This is a genomic window from Bradyrhizobium sp. KBS0727 (assembly GCF_005937885.2).
Classification (GTDB): domain Bacteria; phylum Pseudomonadota; class Alphaproteobacteria; order Rhizobiales; family Xanthobacteraceae; genus Bradyrhizobium.
Genome location: NZ_CP042176.1, coordinates 4282393 through 4298937 on the forward strand (window position 1 = coordinate 4282393; position 16545 = coordinate 4298937).

Here is a 16545-nt window from a genome sequence, read left to right on the forward strand (position 1 = left end):
CTGCGAGCTTCGGGTACGACGAAGCTTACGTCGCCGCGGGTTTCTTCTTGGTCTTCGGCTTGGCGGCCTTGGGCTGCACCACCGGCTCGGCGCCGCGTTCGATCGAGGTCAGGCGTCCCGCGGTAAAGGTGTAAATGCCGGCGCGCTGGCCGTGCGAGTAGTTGACGACGGCCACACGATCGCCGCGCGCGTTATTTGAAAGATTGACGCTGTCGGGCGCGCCAATGCCGCGCACCACGTCGCATTCGGTGTGGCCGAGTGCTACCGTTCCGGTCGTCGAAGGCGGCGGCGGACTGCCTGCCGCACCGTCAGCAAGCGCATTGGCGTCCGTGCCGGGGCCTGCCATTCCCGGACATGCACCATCGGCACTGACCAACTCATCCGGCGTCACCGCCTTGTTCGGAGACAGCGGCGGGGTTTCGATCGAAACGTTGCGGATGAACACCCGGCCGGAACGCGAGAACCAGTCGGCATCCTTGCTCAGCCAATCGGGCGTACCCGAGCAGCCCGCGAGCACCGGCCCGAGCAACATCAACGTCAGCAATGGTTTTCGACCGATGGTTCCGTCTCGCACGCTAGACCCTGGCTCCCGCCCTACCGTAACCCTGTACTGTAACTATTTGTCCCAACACCACTTTGCGGCACGACCGTGGCTGCCCGCAAGGTCCAGGGCAGAAACCGCAGATTATCATTAATTGCCAGATATCGCTATTGCCGCCGCTGCCACCGGCCGCGGTCGTCGGTCTGCCAGTAGGTCACCTCAAATCCCCGCGCCTTGCAATCGGTCCAGGCACCGCGGGCCGCGCTCAGCGCCTCGGTGTCGTCGCCGTTGAAAACCAGCACCACCCGCTCGTAGCTGTCGGCGTCCGCCGGCAGCGCCGCATTGTCGATCAGGAACCTGACATTGGCGCGGTTCGGATTGCCCTCCTCGATCGAGAGGATGACGGGATGATCCTGCGCGTCGCCGGCGCGCCAGGTGGCGTGCGGCAGGAACGAATCGTCGCTGTAGGTCCACAAGTGGGCGTCGAGCGCCTCGGTGCGCTCCTGCGAGGTCGATTGCACGACCACGCGCCAGCCGCGCTCGAGCGATTTTTCCAGCAAGGGCGGCAGCACGCTTTCAAGCGACATGTTCTGCAGATGGTAGAACAGGACTTCCGTCATCCGACCTCAACCAGATTTATCACGCTGTTGCTCAAGCTGTTGCGCCAGAGCCTTATCGACTCTGATTGAATCAGAACCGGGCTCTGCTCTTTTGTTTTGACGCGTTTTCTTTACGAGAACCGGTGTCCACTTCGCTCGAAAACGCTATGGTTATTTTTTGGCTTCGTAATATTCCGAAACCAGCCGATCCAGCAGGCGAACGCCGTAGCCCGAACCCCAGCTGTGATTGATTTCGGTTTTCGGCGCGCCCATCGCGGTCCCGGCAATGTCGAGATGGGCCCACGGCGTGTTGTCGACGAACCGCTGCAGGAACTGCGCGGCGGTAATCGAACCGCCATTGCGCACGCCGGCGTTCTTCACGTCGGCGAATTGCGAGTCGATCATCTTATCGTAATCGGGACCGAGCGGCATGCGCCAGACCCGTTCGTCGGTATCGAGGCCGATTTTGGTCAGCCGCTCCGCCAGTTCGTCATTGTTGGAAAACAGCCCGGCATGCTGGGTGCCGAGTGCGACCAAGATGGCCCCGGTAAGCGTCGCGAGATCGATCATGAACTTGGGTTTGAACTTTTTCGCCACGTACCAGAGCACGTCCGCCAGCACCAGGCGGCCCTCGGCGTCGGTGTTGATGATCTCGATCGTCTGCCCCGACATCGAGGTGACGATGTCGCCCGGCCGCTGGGCGTTGCCGTCGGGCATGTTCTCGACCAGGCCGATTGCGCCGACCGCGTTGACCTTGGCTTTGCGCGCGGCCAGCGCGTGCATCAGCCCGACCACGCAGGCCGCTCCGCCCATGTCGCCCTTCATATCTTCCATGCCGGCGGCGCCCTTGATGGAAATGCCGCCGGTATCGAAGCAGACGCCCTTGCCGACGAACGCGACCGGCTGATCGCCCTTCTTGCCGCCGTTCCAGCGCATGATCACCATGCGGCCGGGCTGCGTGGAGCCCTGGGCCACGCCGAGCAAGGCGCCCATGCCGAGTTTGGTCATCGCCTTGACGTCGAGCACCTCGATATCGACGCCGAGCTTCTTGAGCTGGCTGGCGCGGCGCGCGAATTCGATCGGATAAAGCACGTTCGGCGGTTCGTTGACGAGTTCGCGCGCGATGATCACGCCGTCGACGACATGCGACGCCGGCGCAAAGGCCTTCCGCGCGCCGGCGACATCGCCGACGGCAATCGAAATGTCGGCGCGCAAAACCCCGTTCTCGTCTTTCTTCTTGGTCTTGTAGCGATCGAATTTATAGGCGCGCAGCCGGATACCCGACGCGATCGCCGCCGCGGCATCGGCGTCCATCGCGCCGTCAGGCAATTCGGCGATGACGGTGACGGCCTCGCTGGCGGCGTTGAGCTTGCCGACCGTCACGCCACCGAATTTGAGAAAGTCCTTTGCCTTGATGTCGGCCGGCTTGCCGGTGCCGACGACGATCAGGCGATCTGCCTTGATTCCCTCCGGCGCCGGGATGTCGAGTGTCGACGCGCTCTTGCCCTTGAACTGGTTGGCCGCCGCCGCGCGCTTGACAGTATTGGCCGCCGATCCAAGCGCCTTCCGCGTTGCCGGCCCGAATTTCAGCGCGTCATCGCAAAACACCACGAGAACACCGCGCGACGCTGCGGAAAACGGAACAAAGCCGACCTTGACGGCGTCGGACATGGGCAAATCCTCCAAAATTCAGGGCTGTGTGCAGAGCAGGGAATCGCCCCGGGCGCGGCCCGGGTCAAATTGAACACTCGTATCGGCAACGGCCCAAAATCGCTTCGAGACCGCAGGTTTCCGGCACTATGGCCTGTGAGGCGGCACACTGCCAAGCGCCGGCGTGGCCGGAAGGCCACATCAAGTGAATTATTAACCATATCCTAAGGGTGCCACGGCCCGGCCATTTTGTTGACGGATCAAAGGGATGGTAGTGAGAAGCTAGACGACTGGACGGCGGGCGGCGCGACCAAGGGGACCCCTCAAAGAGGGGTTGGTCGGAAGCCGCTCTTTGGGCGCGCAAGGTGGGACCGTACGGTAGCGATGGGGTCGATCGACAAGTACATTTTCCGCACGACGCTTGCGTCGTTTGCGCTGGTTCTGGTCAGCCTCACCGGCGTGATCTGGATTACGCAGGCGTTGCGCGGCATCGACCTGATGACCAGCCAGGGCCAGACCATCATTACCTTTCTCGGCATCACCAGCCTGGTGATCCCGGCGCTGGTGCTGATCATCGCGCCGATCGCGCTGATGATCGCGATCTCGCACACGCTGAACAAGCTCGCGACCGATTCGGAAATCATCGTGATGAATGCCGCCGGCTTCTCGCCGTTCCGGCTGTTCCGCCCGTTCTTCTATGCCACCTGCGTGGTGGCGTTGATGGTCGCCTTCATCGGCGCCTATCTCGCCCCCGACGGCATGCGCCGGATCAAGCAATGGGATGCCGAAATCACCGCCGACATCCTGACCAACATCCTGCAGCCGGGACGCTTCGCCCAGCTTGACCAGAACCTGACGATTCGCATCCGCGAACGCCTGCCCGGCGGCGTGCTCGCGGGCATCTTCGTCGACGACCGCAGAGATCCCAAGGAGCGCGTCACCATCATTGCCGATCACGGCACGGTGCTGAAAAACGAGAGCGGTTCCTATCTGGTGCTCGAAGACGGCAATCTCGAACGTTTCGAGGCGGGAAAACGCGACCCGGCGCTGGTGGCCTTCGGCCGCTATGCGTTCGACATGTCGAAATTCTCGAATCAAGGCCGCGACGTCACGCTCGGAATTCGCGAACGCTATCTCTGGGAGCTTTTTTCTCCCCCGGCCGACGATCCGATTTTCGAGAAATTGTCCGGGCAGTTCAGCGCCGAACTGCATGACCGGCTGCTGTCGCCGGTCTATCCCTTTGCATTCGCGGTGCTGACCTTCGCGTTCCTGGGCACGCCGCGCACCACGCGCCAGAGTCGCAATTTTTCGATCGGCGGATCGATTTTCGCGGTGTTCGGCCTGCGGATGGCGGGATTCGCCTGTTCGGTCATGACGGTCAAGACGCCTGCCGCCGCCCTCGTCCAGTATTCGATGCTGATCGCCGCCATTGCCGCCGGGCTGTGGATGATTCTCGGCGGCATCGTAGTTGAACCGCCGGCCGCGCTGATCGAGGCCATCAACAGATCGAACGCGCGCATCGCGCGGTTGTTCGGACGGCCGGTCGCCGCATGAGCATGATGACCAATACGCTCGGGCGCTACTTCGCCGGCCGCTTCCTGATCGCGGCGGTGGGCGTTTTTGCGAGCATTTTCGTGCTGCTGGTGCTGGTCGATTACATCGAAATGGTCCGCAAGACCTCAGGGCTCGCGTCGGCGTCCGCGATCACGGTGGCGGAGACGTCGCTGTTTCGTGTGCCGCAACTGCTCGAAAAGCTGATGCCGTTCTGCGTCCTGATCGGCGCCATGACCTGCTACCTCGCGCTGTCGCGGCGGCTGGAACTGGTGGTGGCGCGCGCGGCCGGCGTTTCCGCCTGGCAGTTCATCGCACCGGCGCTCGGCAGCTCGATCCTGCTCGGGATCATCGCGACCACCGCCTACAATCCGATGTCGGCGAATCTGCGCGAACTCTCCAAGCGGATGGAGGCCGAGCTGTTCGGCTCGGCGCCGGGCGGCGGTATCCAGGACGCATCGGGATTCTGGCTCAACCAGATCAACAGCGACGGCCAGTCGATCATCAACGCCGCCCGCAGCGAGCAGCAGGGCGTCCGGCTGACCGGGCTGACCGTGTTCCGCTTCGATACCGACCTCCAGTTCAAGGAGCGAATCGAAGCCCGCGAAGCCTCCCTCGAGGAAGGACGCTGGGCCTTCAAATCGGTACGTAGATACTCCCTCGACAAGCCGCCGATCGACCAGGACACCTACTATCTCACGACCACCCTGACCCCGGCCCAGGTCCGAAACAGCTTCTCGACCCCGGAGACCGTGTCTTTTTGGCAACTACCGACTTACATCCGATCATCCGAGAGCTCGGGCTTCGCGACCGCAGGCTACCGGCTGCAGTACCATAAGCTCATCGCACAGCCGTTTTTGCTGGCTGCAATGGTCATGTTGGCGGCTTCCGTCAGCCTGCGCTTCTTCCGGATGGGCGGCGTGCAAAAGATGGTTTTGAGTGGCGTGGGTGCGGGCTTTCTGCTCTACGTTCTGTCGAAAGTTACTGAGGATTTGAGCAAGGCTGAGTTGATGCATCCCATCGCTGCCGCGTGGCTACCCGTCTGTGTGGGTGGCCTCACCGGCTTTTTGGCCTTGCTGTACCAGGAGGACGGGTAGTGGCCGTTGTCGCCGCCCTCCAGTTGAGGTCGCCCGCGTTCGGGCGGCGCACCCTGCTGCGCCGCCATCGAACCCGCATGGCCGCCGTCGGCGCCCCCGTGATCGCCCTGCTTGCCGGCCTGGTTTTCGCCGGAGCGATCGATCTTGCCCTGACAGTGCCGGCCTCGGCGCAGAGCTTCACCTACAATCCGCGACCGCCCAAGCCGCCGCCACGGCCCGCCAAGAATGACGGGCAGATGCTCGTGCAGGCGACCGAGGTGGACTACGACTACAACAACCAGCGCGTGTCGGCGGTCGGCAACGTGCAGATGTTCTACAACGGCACCAGCATCGAGGCCGACAAGGTCATCTACGACCAGAAGACCAAGCGCCTGCACGCCGAGGGCAACATTCGCCTGACCGACGCCGAGGGCAAGGTCACCTACGCCAACATCATGGATCTGAGCGACGATTACCGTGACGGTTTCGTCGATTCGCTGCGCGTCGACTCGGCGGACGCGACGCGGATGGCGGCGACCCGCGCCGACCGTTCCAGCGGCAATTACACCGTGTTCGAAAACGGCGTCTATACCGCCTGCGCTGCGTGCAAGGATGATCCGAAGAAGCCGCCATTGTGGCAGGTCAAGGGTGCGCGCATCATCCACGACCAGACCGACAAGATGCTTTACTTCGAGAACGCGCAGCTCGAGTTCTTCGGCGTGCCGATGGCCTACCTGCCGTATTTCTCGACGCCCGATCCCACCGTGAAGCGCAAGACCGGCTTCCTGATGCCCGGCTTCAGCACCGTTACGGCCTACGGCGTCGGTATCGAAACTCCGTTCTACTGGGCGATCGCGCCGGACTATGACGCGACCTTCAGCCCGCGCATCACCAGCCGCCAAGGCGTGCTGTTCCAGGGCGAGTTCCGCCAGCGCCTGATCGACGGCGCCTACCAGATCCGTGCCTATGGCATCGACCAGCTCAACCCGTCGGCCTATGCCGGCCTGCCCGGTGATCGCCAATTCCGCGGCGGCATCGATACCAAGGGCCAGTTCGCACTGAACGACAAATGGACCTGGGGCTGGGAAGGCGTGGCGCTGTCCGATTACGCCTTCATGACCGATTACCGGCTCGCGCAATATCGCGATCCACTGCAATCGTTCCTCAATCTGCCGACCGAAGCGATCTCGCAACTTTATCTGACCGGCGTCGGCAGTCGCAGCTTCTTCGACGCGCGCACGATCTACTATCTCAGCTACTCCGGTAACCAGAGCTCCGTTCCTGTCGTTCATCCGGTGGTCGACTACAGCAACGTGATCAACAGCCCGATCTTCGGTGGCGAATTCAGCTACAAGACCAACTTCACCAGCCTGACGCGCTCGACCGCGGTATTCGATCCGATCACGACACTGGCCAACACCAGTGGCCTGTGCCTGACGACGTCGGCCGATCCGATGGCGCGGACACCTTCGCAGTGCCTGCTCCGCGGCATGCCCGGCACCTACACGCGGCTGACGGCCGAAGCGCAATGGCGGCGGTCATTCACCGATTCCGCGGGCGAGATCTGGACGCCGTTTGCGATCCTGCGCGCCGACGCCATCAACGCCTCGATCTCCAACCAGCCCGGCGTCTCGAACTTCCTCCCGGTCGGCGATACCAACGCGCTGCGCCTGATGCCGACCATCGGCCTCGAATATCGCTATCCCTTCATCAACGTTCAGCCCTGGGGCACCACCACGATCGAGCCGATCGCGCAGATCATCATTCGTCCCAATGAAACTTACGCCGGCAAGATCCCGAACGAAGACGCACAGAGCCTGGTGTTCGATGCCAGCAACCTGTTCTCGGTCGATAAATTCTCGGGCTATGACCGCGTCGAAGGCGGCGGCCGCGCCAATGTCGGCGTGCAGGCGACCACGCAATTCGACCGCGGCGGCAGCATCAACATGCTGTTCGGACAGTCCTACCAGTTGTTCGGCCTGAATTCGTTTGCGGTCGCGGATATGACCAATACCGGCCTCGACTCCGGCCTGCAGAACGCGCGATCCGACTACGTCGCCCGCGTCAATTACTCGCCGAACCGAACCTATACGTTCAGCGTGCGTTCGCGCATGGATGAAGCGACGCTCAACGTCAACCGCTTCGAGGCCGAGGGCCGCGCGGCGTTCGACCGCTGGTCGGTCAGCCTGATGTACGGCAATTATGCCGCACAGCCAGAACTCGGATACCTGACCCGGCGCGAAGGCCTGCTCGGTTCCGCTTCGGTCAAGGTGGCGGCGAACTGGGTGGTGTCGGGCTCGGCGCGCTGGGACCTTGAAGCCAACAAGATCAACCAGTACATCGTCGGCGCCGGTTACGTGGACGACTGTTTCGTGCTGGCTGCGAACTACGTGACGTCCTACAACTATTCCACCGGCGTTACCGCCCCTGTGCTCGCCCACGCGTTCATGTTCCAAATCGGCCTGCGGACCATTGCGACATCGTCCTCAACGGCCGCGGGCGGCGGCCTTCAATAGCGCGTGGCCGGCCCCGTGCGCGTGAGCGTCCGTGGCACCGCAGGAATCGAATTGGTTGATACGGCTGACATGACCATGACGACCCCAAATCCCCCCCATCATCGCCTGTGGTCGCTGGTCGCCGGTTGCGCGATCGTGCTCGGCCTCCTGACGTCTGGCGCCTCGCCGCTGCACGCGCAGACCGTAGCCGTGATGGTCAACGGCGAACCCATCACCAACTACGATATCGAGCAGCGCACCAAGCTGAATGCCCTGACCACCCGCCAGCAAATGCCGCGGCAGGACGTGATCAACGAACTGATCAATGAAAAGGTCAAGATCAAGGAAGCCAAGAAATTCGGCGTCGACCCGACTTCGAGCGACATCGATGAGGCCTATGCGGGGATGAGCTCGCGGATGCGAATTTCGCCCGACCAACTGACGAAGACGCTGGAGGCCCAGGGCATCCGGCCCGACACCCTGAAGGCCCGCCTCAGGGCCGAAATGGTTTGGACCAGCCTGGTGCGCGGCCGCTACAAAGAGAGCCTGCAGGTCGGCGAGAAGGACGTCGCCGCCGTAGCCCAGGAAGGCGGCGAGGCGATCCAGACCGAGGCGTTCGAATACAAGCTGCGGCCGATCGTCCTGATCGTGCCGCGCGGTTCGGCGCCGACGGCGATCGAATTGCGAAAGAAGGAAGCGGAGAGCCTGCGCGAACGCGTCCAGACCTGCGAGCAGGCCAATGCCTACTTCAAGTCGATGCAGAATGCGGCGATCCGGGACTCCGTCACCAAAACCTCGGCTGATCTTCCGGTACCGCTTCGCGAATTGCTCGACAAGACGCCGATCGGCCATCTGACCCCGCCTGAGATCACCAAGCAGGGCGTGGAGATGGTGGCCTTGTGCGACAGGAAGCCGACCAAGATCGATTCGCCGAAAAAGCGGGAAATCCGCGACAAGATGTTCCAGCAGAAATACGAGAAGAAATCGAAGGAATATCTGGACGACATCCGCAAGGCCGCGATGATCGAATATCGCTGATGGCAAAGCCCCTGGCGCTGACATCCGGAGAGCCGGCGGGCATCGGCCCCGATATCGCCCTCGAAGCCTGGCTGCGGCGCCGTGAACTGGACCTCCCGCCATTCTATCTGCTCGGCGATCGCGCCTTCTTCGCCGAGCGCGCAAAGATCCTCGGACTGACGGTCGAACTCGCCGATGTCGGACCCGGGGATGCGAGCGTAACCTTTGCGAGCGCCCTGCCCGTGGTCGCAACCGGCGAACACGCCACGGCGCGACCCGGCCTGCCGGACGCCACCAGCGCCAACGCGGCGCTCGCCTCGATCCGGCAGGCGGTCGACCATGTCCGGACCGGACAAGCGAGCGCGGTCGTCACCAACCCGATCGCCAAGAGTGTGCTGTACCGCGCCGGGTTCAACCATCCCGGCCACACCGAATTTCTCGCCGAGCTTGCCGCCAATGGCGGCCCTGTTCCGCAGCCGGTGATGATGCTGTGGTCGCCGACGCTCGCCGTTGTCCCGGTAACGATCCATGTTTCGCTGCGCGAGGCGCTGACGCAGCTCACGACCGAACTGATCGTGACGACGGCCCGCATCGCGGTTGCGGACCTCAAGGCCCGCTTCGGCCTTGCCGCGCCGCGGCTGGCCGTCTCCGGCCTCAACCCGCATGCCGGCGAAGACGGCTCGCTCGGCACCGAAGACATCACCATCGTCGCGCCCGCGATCGAGATCCTGCGCCGCGACGGCATCGATGCACGGGGACCGCTGCCGGCGGATACGATGTTCCATCCGGCCGCGCGCCAAACCTATGACTGCGCGATCTGCATGTATCACGATCAGGCACTGATCCCGATCAAGACGATTGCGTTCGAGGACGCCGTCAACGTCACGCTGGGATTGCCTTTCATCCGCACCTCGCCGGATCACGGCACGGCCTTCGACATTGCCGGCACCGGCAAGGCCAATCCGTCGAGCCTGGTCGCGGCGTTGCGGCTCGCCGCGCGGATGGCCGCCGCTGGATCGGCATGAGCGCGATCGACGATCTGCCGCCGCTGCGCGACGTCATCCGCGAACACCAGCTATCTGCGCGCAAATCGCTCGGCCAGAATTTCCTGCTCGACCTCAACCTGACGGCAAGGATCGCCCGCGCCGCCGGTCCGCTCGAAGGCGCCACCGTGATCGAGGTCGGCCCCGGCCCCGGCGGACTGACGCGGGCGCTGCTGGCGCTCGGCGCCAAGCGCGTCATCGCGGTCGAGCGCGACGAACGGGCGCTGGCGCCGCTCGACTATATCGCCAAACGCTATCCCGGCCGGCTCGAGATCGTGCACGCCGACGCGCAGCATTTCGATCCGCGTCCGATGCTCGGCGGCGAGCGGGCCAAGATCGTCGCCAACCTGCCCTACAACATCGCTACCGCTTTGCTGGTGGACTGGCTCTCGATCGAGCCGTGGCCGCCCTGGTACGACATCATGGTGCTGATGTTCCAGCGCGAGGTCGCCGAGCGGATCGTCGCCAGCGAGCATGACGAGGCCTATGGCCGGCTCGCGGTGCTCGCCAACTGGCGCGCCGAGACCAAGATCCTGTTCGACATTTCGCCTGCGGCCTTCGTGCCGCAGCCCAAGGTCACCTCCTCGGTGGTGCGGCTGGTGCCGCGCGCCACACCCGAGCCATGCGACCGCCGCGCACTCGAGCAGGTGGCGGCCGCGGCCTTCGGCCAGCGCCGAAAAATGCTGCGGCAGAGCCTCAAATCGCTGTCGGTCGATCCGGCGCCGCTGGCCGCCGCCGCGGGCGTCGATCCCACCCGCCGCGCCGAGACGATCCCGGTCTCCGGTTTTGTTGCCATGGCCCGCGAATTGACCGATATACGCAAGACAAAACCGCAGCCTTCCTGAACATCCGCTTTCCAAAAAGCTATCCTGCAAGGAGAACATGCCATGGCGCTGATGCGTCGCCAGTCGCTGGTCAAATTCGACGCACCGTTGTGCGAAACCATTGTCGACACACCGAAGCCGCAAGGACGCGAAGTTCTCGTCCGCATCGAGCGCTGCGGCTTGTGCCATTCCGACCTTCACATCCAGGATGGCTATGCCGACCTCGGCGGCGGCAAGAAGCTCGACACCACGCGAGGCATGACGTTGCCGTTCACGCTCGGCCACGAGATCGCCGGTGTCGTCGAGGAAGTCGGGCCGGACGCCTCGAAGGACCTGATCGGAAAGAAGCAGGCGGTCTTCCCCTGGATCGGCTGCGGCCAGTGCCGCGACTGCGCCAACGGTGATGAAAACCTTTGCGTCAAGCAGCGCTTCCTCGGCGTCTCGATCGACGGCGGTTTCGCCAGCCACGTGCTGGTGCCTGACGCCAAATACCTGCTGGATTACGATCCGCTGCCGGTCAACCAGGCGGCAACGCTGATGTGTTCCGGCGTCACCGCCTATGGCGCGTTGAAGCGGCTGGTCGATCGTCCGCGGCAGCGCAATTTGCTGCTGATCGGTTTAGGCGGCGTCGGCATGATGGGGCTTTCGTTCGCGCAAGCGATGTTCAAGCAGAAGATCGCGGTGGCGGATCTCAGCCCCGCCGCGCGCGAGTCCGCGTTGCAGAACGGCGCGGCCGTGGCCTACGACCCGTCCGAGCCTGACGTCGTCAAGCGGATGATCAAGGAGACCGATGGCGGCTTCGACGAGATCGTCGATTTTGCCGGCAACGAGAAATCGATGGCCTTTGCGGTGGCGGTCGTGGCGCGCGGCGGCAAGATCGTGGTCTCCGGCCTGATGGGCGGCAATTTCAGCCTGCCGATGGTGCAATGGGTCTACAAGCGCATGACCATCGAAGGCTTCATGGTTGGCACGCTCGAAGAGGCCAAGGAGTTGATGTCGCTGGCACGCGCCGGTAAGATCAAACCGACGCCGATGAAGGAAGAGCCAATGGCCGACGTCCAGAAATGGATCGAAGAGCTGCGGGCCGGCAAGGTGGTTGGACGTATCGTGTTGAAGAACTGACGCGGAGCCCTCTGAACACGACATTCCCGAATGTTTCAGGTTCTCGAACGTTTCGAGAAAGGAAAGCTTCAAAAAAATAGAGCCCCCGGCTCCGGCACGATCGGAGCCGGGAAAGCTCAACGCTTCGCGATTGACAGAGGGAGACGCTGATGGCTTCCGGGACTCATTCGAAGCTCGCCGCTTGCGCGGCACCTGCGAAGCTGGCCGCTTACGCGGCACCTGCGAAGCTTGCCGCTTGCATGGCGGTGGTGCTCGCGATCCTGACGGCGCCTGCGCTGGCGCAGAAGCGCTACGGCCCGGGGGTCAGCGACACCGAGATCAAGATCGGCACCACGACGCCCTATAGCGGCCCCGCCTCCGCCTATGCCGCCGGCGCGATCTCCGCCACCGCCTATTTCGAGATGATCAACGAACAAGGCGGCGTCAACGGACGCAAGATCAACTTCATCAGCCTCGACGATGCCTACAGCCCGCCAAAGACGGTCGAACAGATCCGGCGCCTGATCGAGAGCGACGAAGTGTCGTTCCTGGTCAATCCGGTCGGCACCGCGACCAACATGGCGGTGTACAAGTACATCAACCAGAAGCACGTCCCGCACCTCTTCATCGGCACCGGCGCGACCGTCTTCAACGATCCCGAGCATTATCCGTGGACGATGAGCTGGACGCCGCATTACGCGTCCGAGGGCGAGATCTATGCCCGCTACATTCTGTCGACCATGCCCAATGCCAGGATCGGCATCCTCTCGCAGAACGACGATCTCGGCCGCGATTACCTGATGGGATTCAAGCGCGGGCTCGGCGACAAGGCGTCGACGATGATCATCTCGTCGCAGACCTACAACACCAGCGACCCCACCGTCGACTCCCAGGTGGTGACGCTGAAGTCTTCCGGCGCCGACGTCTTCTTCATCATCTCGGTGCCGAAATTCGCAGCGCAGGCCATTCGCAAGGCCTACGATATCGACTGGCACCCGCAGGAATTCGTCTCCAGCGTCGGCTCGTCGATTGCAGGCGCGATCAGGCCGGCCGGCTTCGACGCCGCCAAGGGCATCATCTCCGCCGCCTATCAGAAAGACCCGGCCGATCCGCAATGGGCCGATGATCCCGCGATGAAGGCCTGGAACGTCTGGATGGACAAGTACAATCCGCGCATCAACAAGAGCGACTACTACGCGCCCTACGGCTACAATATCGGCTTCGCGGTAGTCGCTTTGCTCAAGCAGTGCGGCGACGATCTGACCCGCGAGAACATCATGAAGCAGGCGTCGCATCTCGACATGGAACTGCCATTGCTGCTGCCGGGCATCCGGCTGAAGACCACCCCGACCGATCTGCGGCCGATCAAGCAGATGCGGCTGGTCCGCTTCAACGGCGAGCGCTACGTGCTGTTCAGCGACGTGATCGAGAGCAACTAGCGTGCCCGAGAGCAATTAGGCCGTGAACCCACAACTCTGCCGGGCGACTTGCGAGGTCTGCTAAGCTAACATTCGCGCTGGCGTTCGGCATGTCTGCTAAGTGCCCATGACCGGAAGTGGCCACATCATTCGATCACCTTATCGGCTCGTAGCATGAGGTTAGCTGGGACTTCGTGTCCAATAGCTTTCGCAGTCCTGAGGTTGATCACCAACTCAAACCGGGTCGGCTGCTCGACCGGAATGTCAATTGGCTTCGCGCCGCGCAGCACCTTGACGATCATCCGCGCCTCTTGGCGAAAGATTTCCGTCATACGCGGACCATAGGCGGCAAATCCACCGTCCTCCGCCATATCCGGCCATTGATGGATAGTCAGTAAGCGCAATGCGGCCGCGCGCTCGATGACAAAAAGGCCGTTGGAGTAGTTACCTAATAAGGGCGAAGCCAGCACATTTAAAGCCTGCGCGCCGGAGGCCTTCGCCTTATCCATGGCTGGGCCAATTTCCTCGGGCTTGGCAACGGCCAAAATAGAAAGCGCGATATTGCGCGCTCGTGCTGCGTCCTGAAGCTGTTCTAGGTGCTGTGGTGCGGTAGTATTGGAATCGACCAATACCGCGACGTTTCGCACGCCAGGCGTTGCCTCAATCAGCAATTCCTGGCGTTTTCCGTCGAGTTCTGGCGAGAGAATGCTGATGCCCGTGGTGTTGCCACCTGGACGCGCGAGCGAGGCGACTAATCCATCGCCGACCATGTCTTCGGATATTGCCACGTGCGGAAACGCTCGATTAGCCGCCTGGACGGCGCGGTTGCCGAACAGGCCGCCGCTTACAATCGCATCAGGAGCGGCCTTGAGGATGGTCGCCACCTGTTCGGCCACTTGCTCGTTACGAATATCCAGGCCGCCCGGTATGACTTCAAGGTTTTGGCCTTCGATAAAGCCGTTCAGCCGCAGTTCGTCGAAGAATGCAACAACGGGAGGCGTTTGTCGTGTACTGGGGATCAGAACGCCAAGCCGATAAACCCGACCCGGAACCTGCGCACCGAGCTGCTGCGGCGCTGCGACAGAAGCAGCCGTACCGCCGAGAAGTGTCAAGAACTTGCGTCGTCTCATGTTCGCCCCTAGCCGGACAAGGCATAGTATCGCCTTAAGTGAGCACTTGGACAGGGGCCGGACGATGTAGCGACATCAGGTTTGGGTCATTCGCTACAGGGGCGAACCAGCGGCAAATCTGCCCATGTTCGCTATGCTACCGAGTTCGCGCCAAAGAAATTATCGAACGACGATCCGATGGTTGTGCCAGTCACCGGACTTCAACCGGACAACGGATTTCACCTGCCTTTTTTTAGGCTGCGGCCCGCCTTAGAGGTGCGGCTTGCGAGCCCCAATTAAGCCCTGCCCGCTCCGGAATTGCGGCTCATTGCCACCCAAGTTTTTAACGAGATTTGGGGCGTCAAACGTTGCGTCATTACCGGGGATCTAGATGTCAAACCGCTCAGCGAAATTCGTCGCGGCCCTGTTCGCCAGTATTCTGGCGGGGGCCAATCTCACCTCTGTGACGGATATCCACGCGCAAGCCGCCGCAGACAACTGCCTGACGGCACCGAAAGACAAAACACCCGCGGGCGGCCATTGGTACTATCGGCTTGAACGCGGCACCAAGCGCCAATGCTGGTATCTGCGCGACGAGAACGACAAGAGCGCACGCGCCGCGCCGCAGGACTCATCCACTGACGCTGCGCCGGATACCGCGGCGGCCGATCCGGCCCCTGCGCCAGCGCGCCCGACGGTGCGAAAATCGGTCGCGAACGCGCACGCCGAACTGACCTCCGCACAGCAGCGCGTCGAGCAGGAACCGGTCGCCGTTCCCGAATCGCGGACGGTCGGCATGGCGCCTGCGCCCAATTTTCAAAGCATGGCACCCGCGCCCAGTTTTCAAAATAGTCCGGCCGCAAGCGCCCCGGATACAACGACGCCGTCGTCGACGGTCGCCACGCGCTGGCCGGATAGCTCCGAGGTGAGCGCGTCCAACGCTTTCCGTACCGCCGCCGCCGAACCGCAGGCCGCGCCGCCGGAAAGTAACCAGGCGGCGACACCGCCCGCACCGGCACCGGTCGCACTTGCCGCCGCCGACTCATCGATGGCAAAGCAGTCGGCGTCGATGCAGATGCTGTTTTTGGTGATGGCCGGTGCGCTGGCGCTGGCGGGCATCACCGCGAGCCTGATCTACCGGTTCGGCCGCGCGCGGGCCCGCCGGCCCGAGATTCGCAACAACCGTCGCGCGATCTGGGATTCGGTCGATAGCGAGCGCTCTTCCCACAGCGAACGTTCTTCGCCGTCGATGCTGCCCGATGAGGGCGTTCCGATGTGGCGTCGTGACGATTCCCACGATCCGCGCGCGCCCGACGATCCGGAGCGGCGCGTGACGGAAATGCTGTCGCGGCTGGCGCGCAGCGCGCAAAACTGATGCGCTCTATGTCTTGACGCGTTTTCTTGACGCGAACCGGCGGCCACCCCGGATCGACTCCGGGGCAGGCTCTCGCTTGAAAACGCTATGACTATTTTTCCAGCTGGCGCTGCAGGCCGCGGACGAACTCGGTCAGGCCGCTGCGGCGGACACGTTTGAGCCGCTCGGCCTTGAGGATCGACTGCACTTCGGCAAAGGCCTCGTCGACGTCCTGGTTGACGACGATGTAGTCGTATTCGGCCCAATGGCTGAGTTCGTGGCTGGCACGGTCCATGCGTCCGCGAATGACTTCGTCCGAATCCTGCGCGCGGGTATGAAGCCGCTTCTCGAGATCGGCAGCCGACGGCGGCAGGATGAACACGCTGACGACGTCGGTAGAGGCCTTTTCCCGCAGTTGCTGCGTGCCCTGCCAGTCGATGTCGAACAGCACGTCCTGCCCGGCCGACAGCGCGGTCTCGACCGGCGCGCGCGGCGTCCCGTAGCGGTTGTCGAACACGGTGGCCCATTCGAGCAATTCGCCCTGGCCTGCCATCGCCTCGAATTTGGGTTTGTCGACGAAGAAATAATCGCGGCCGTCGACCTCACCCGGGCGCATCGACCGTGTGGTCGCCGAGACCGACATTTTCAGGCCCGGCGTCTGCTCGATCAACATGCGCGACAGCGTGGTCTTGCCCGCGCCCGACGGCGACGACAGCACGAACATCAGTCCGCGCCGTTCCACCCCGTCGAAGCCAACAGTCGTCATC

Annotated in this window: 14 protein-coding genes; 9 read left to right on the forward strand and 5 right to left on the reverse strand. The window is 63.0% G+C overall.

What is annotated here, in order from left to right; translation table 11 throughout:
- Positions 1-25 precede the first annotated feature (25 nt).
- From FFI89_RS19940 to FFI89_RS19950, 3 genes are all read right to left on the reverse strand, one after another.
- Complete coding sequence (locus FFI89_RS19940; RefSeq protein ID WP_138835489.1) at positions 26-532, reverse strand: hypothetical protein; 507 nt, start codon at positions 530-532, stop codon at positions 26-28.
- A 176-nt stretch (positions 533-708) separates the two neighbouring features.
- Positions 709-1161, reverse strand: a complete 453-nt coding sequence (locus FFI89_RS19945) for a DNA polymerase III subunit chi (protein ID WP_138829391.1) — start codon at positions 1159-1161, stop codon at positions 709-711.
- A 150-nt stretch (positions 1162-1311) separates the two neighbouring features.
- On the reverse strand, positions 1312-2811 hold the full coding sequence (locus tag FFI89_RS19950; protein ID WP_138829392.1) for a leucyl aminopeptidase: 1500 nt from the start codon (positions 2809-2811) through the stop codon (positions 1312-1314).
- 363 nt (positions 2812-3174) lie between these two features.
- Between FFI89_RS19950 and lptF the strand changes: the two genes are divergently transcribed.
- The 8 genes from lptF to FFI89_RS19990 all read left to right on the forward strand — a co-directional run bounded on the left by lptF (position 3175) and on the right by FFI89_RS19990 (position 13336).
- On the forward strand, positions 3175-4344 hold the full coding sequence (lptF, locus tag FFI89_RS19955; protein ID WP_138829393.1) for an LPS export ABC transporter permease LptF: 1170 nt from the start codon (positions 3175-3177) through the stop codon (positions 4342-4344).
- Positions 4341-5438, forward strand: coding sequence for an LPS export ABC transporter permease LptG (gene lptG / locus FFI89_RS19960; RefSeq protein ID WP_138829394.1), 1098 nt, complete (start codon positions 4341-4343; stop codon positions 5436-5438). The genes lptF and lptG overlap by 4 nt, the downstream gene beginning before the upstream one ends.
- 77 nt (positions 5439-5515) lie before the next feature.
- On the forward strand, positions 5516-7933 hold the full coding sequence (locus FFI89_RS19965) for an LPS-assembly protein LptD (protein ID WP_210249160.1): 2418 nt from the start codon (positions 5516-5518) through the stop codon (positions 7931-7933).
- Between the two features lie 75 nt (positions 7934-8008).
- The gene (locus FFI89_RS19970) at positions 8009-8950 is read left to right on the forward strand and encodes a SurA N-terminal domain-containing protein (RefSeq protein ID WP_138835491.1); all 942 of its coding nucleotides are present in this window, start codon (positions 8009-8011) and stop codon (positions 8948-8950) included.
- Positions 8950-9954 carry a 4-hydroxythreonine-4-phosphate dehydrogenase PdxA gene (gene pdxA, locus FFI89_RS19975; RefSeq protein WP_138829396.1) on the forward strand — a complete coding sequence of 335 codons (1005 nt, stop codon included), beginning with the start codon at positions 8950-8952 and terminating at the stop codon, positions 9952-9954. The genes FFI89_RS19970 and pdxA overlap by 1 nt, the downstream gene beginning before the upstream one ends.
- Positions 9951-10817, forward strand: a complete 867-nt coding sequence (gene rsmA, locus FFI89_RS19980; RefSeq protein WP_138829397.1) for a 16S rRNA (adenine(1518)-N(6)/adenine(1519)-N(6))-dimethyltransferase RsmA — start codon at positions 9951-9953, stop codon at positions 10815-10817. Before pdxA ends, rsmA begins: the two co-directional genes overlap by 4 nt.
- A 42-nt stretch (positions 10818-10859) precedes the next feature.
- On the forward strand, positions 10860-11918 hold the full coding sequence (locus FFI89_RS19985; RefSeq protein WP_138829398.1) for an alcohol dehydrogenase: 1059 nt from the start codon (positions 10860-10862) through the stop codon (positions 11916-11918).
- 149 nt (positions 11919-12067) lie between these two features.
- A complete protein-coding gene (locus tag FFI89_RS19990) occupies positions 12068-13336 on the forward strand; it encodes an ABC transporter substrate-binding protein (RefSeq protein WP_138829399.1) in 1269 nt (422 codons plus the stop codon).
- A gap of 125 nt (positions 13337-13461) precedes the next feature.
- On the opposite strand, the gene FFI89_RS19995 is transcribed toward FFI89_RS19990, so the two are convergent.
- Positions 13462-14445, reverse strand: a complete 984-nt coding sequence (locus FFI89_RS19995; protein WP_138829400.1) for an ABC transporter substrate-binding protein — start codon at positions 14443-14445, stop codon at positions 13462-13464.
- A gap of 370 nt (positions 14446-14815) precedes the next feature.
- Here FFI89_RS19995 and FFI89_RS20000 point away from each other — a divergent pair, with 370 nt between their 5' ends.
- Complete coding sequence (locus FFI89_RS20000) at positions 14816-15799, forward strand: hypothetical protein (protein WP_138829401.1); 984 nt, start codon at positions 14816-14818, stop codon at positions 15797-15799.
- A 91-nt stretch (positions 15800-15890) separates the two neighbouring features.
- Here FFI89_RS20000 and gmk read toward each other — a convergent pair whose 3' ends face one another.
- Positions 15891-16544: a guanylate kinase gene (gmk, locus tag FFI89_RS20005; protein WP_138829402.1), complete on the reverse strand. Its 654-nt coding sequence runs from the start codon at positions 16542-16544 to the stop codon at positions 15891-15893.
- Between the last annotated feature and the right edge of the window lies 1 nt (position 16545).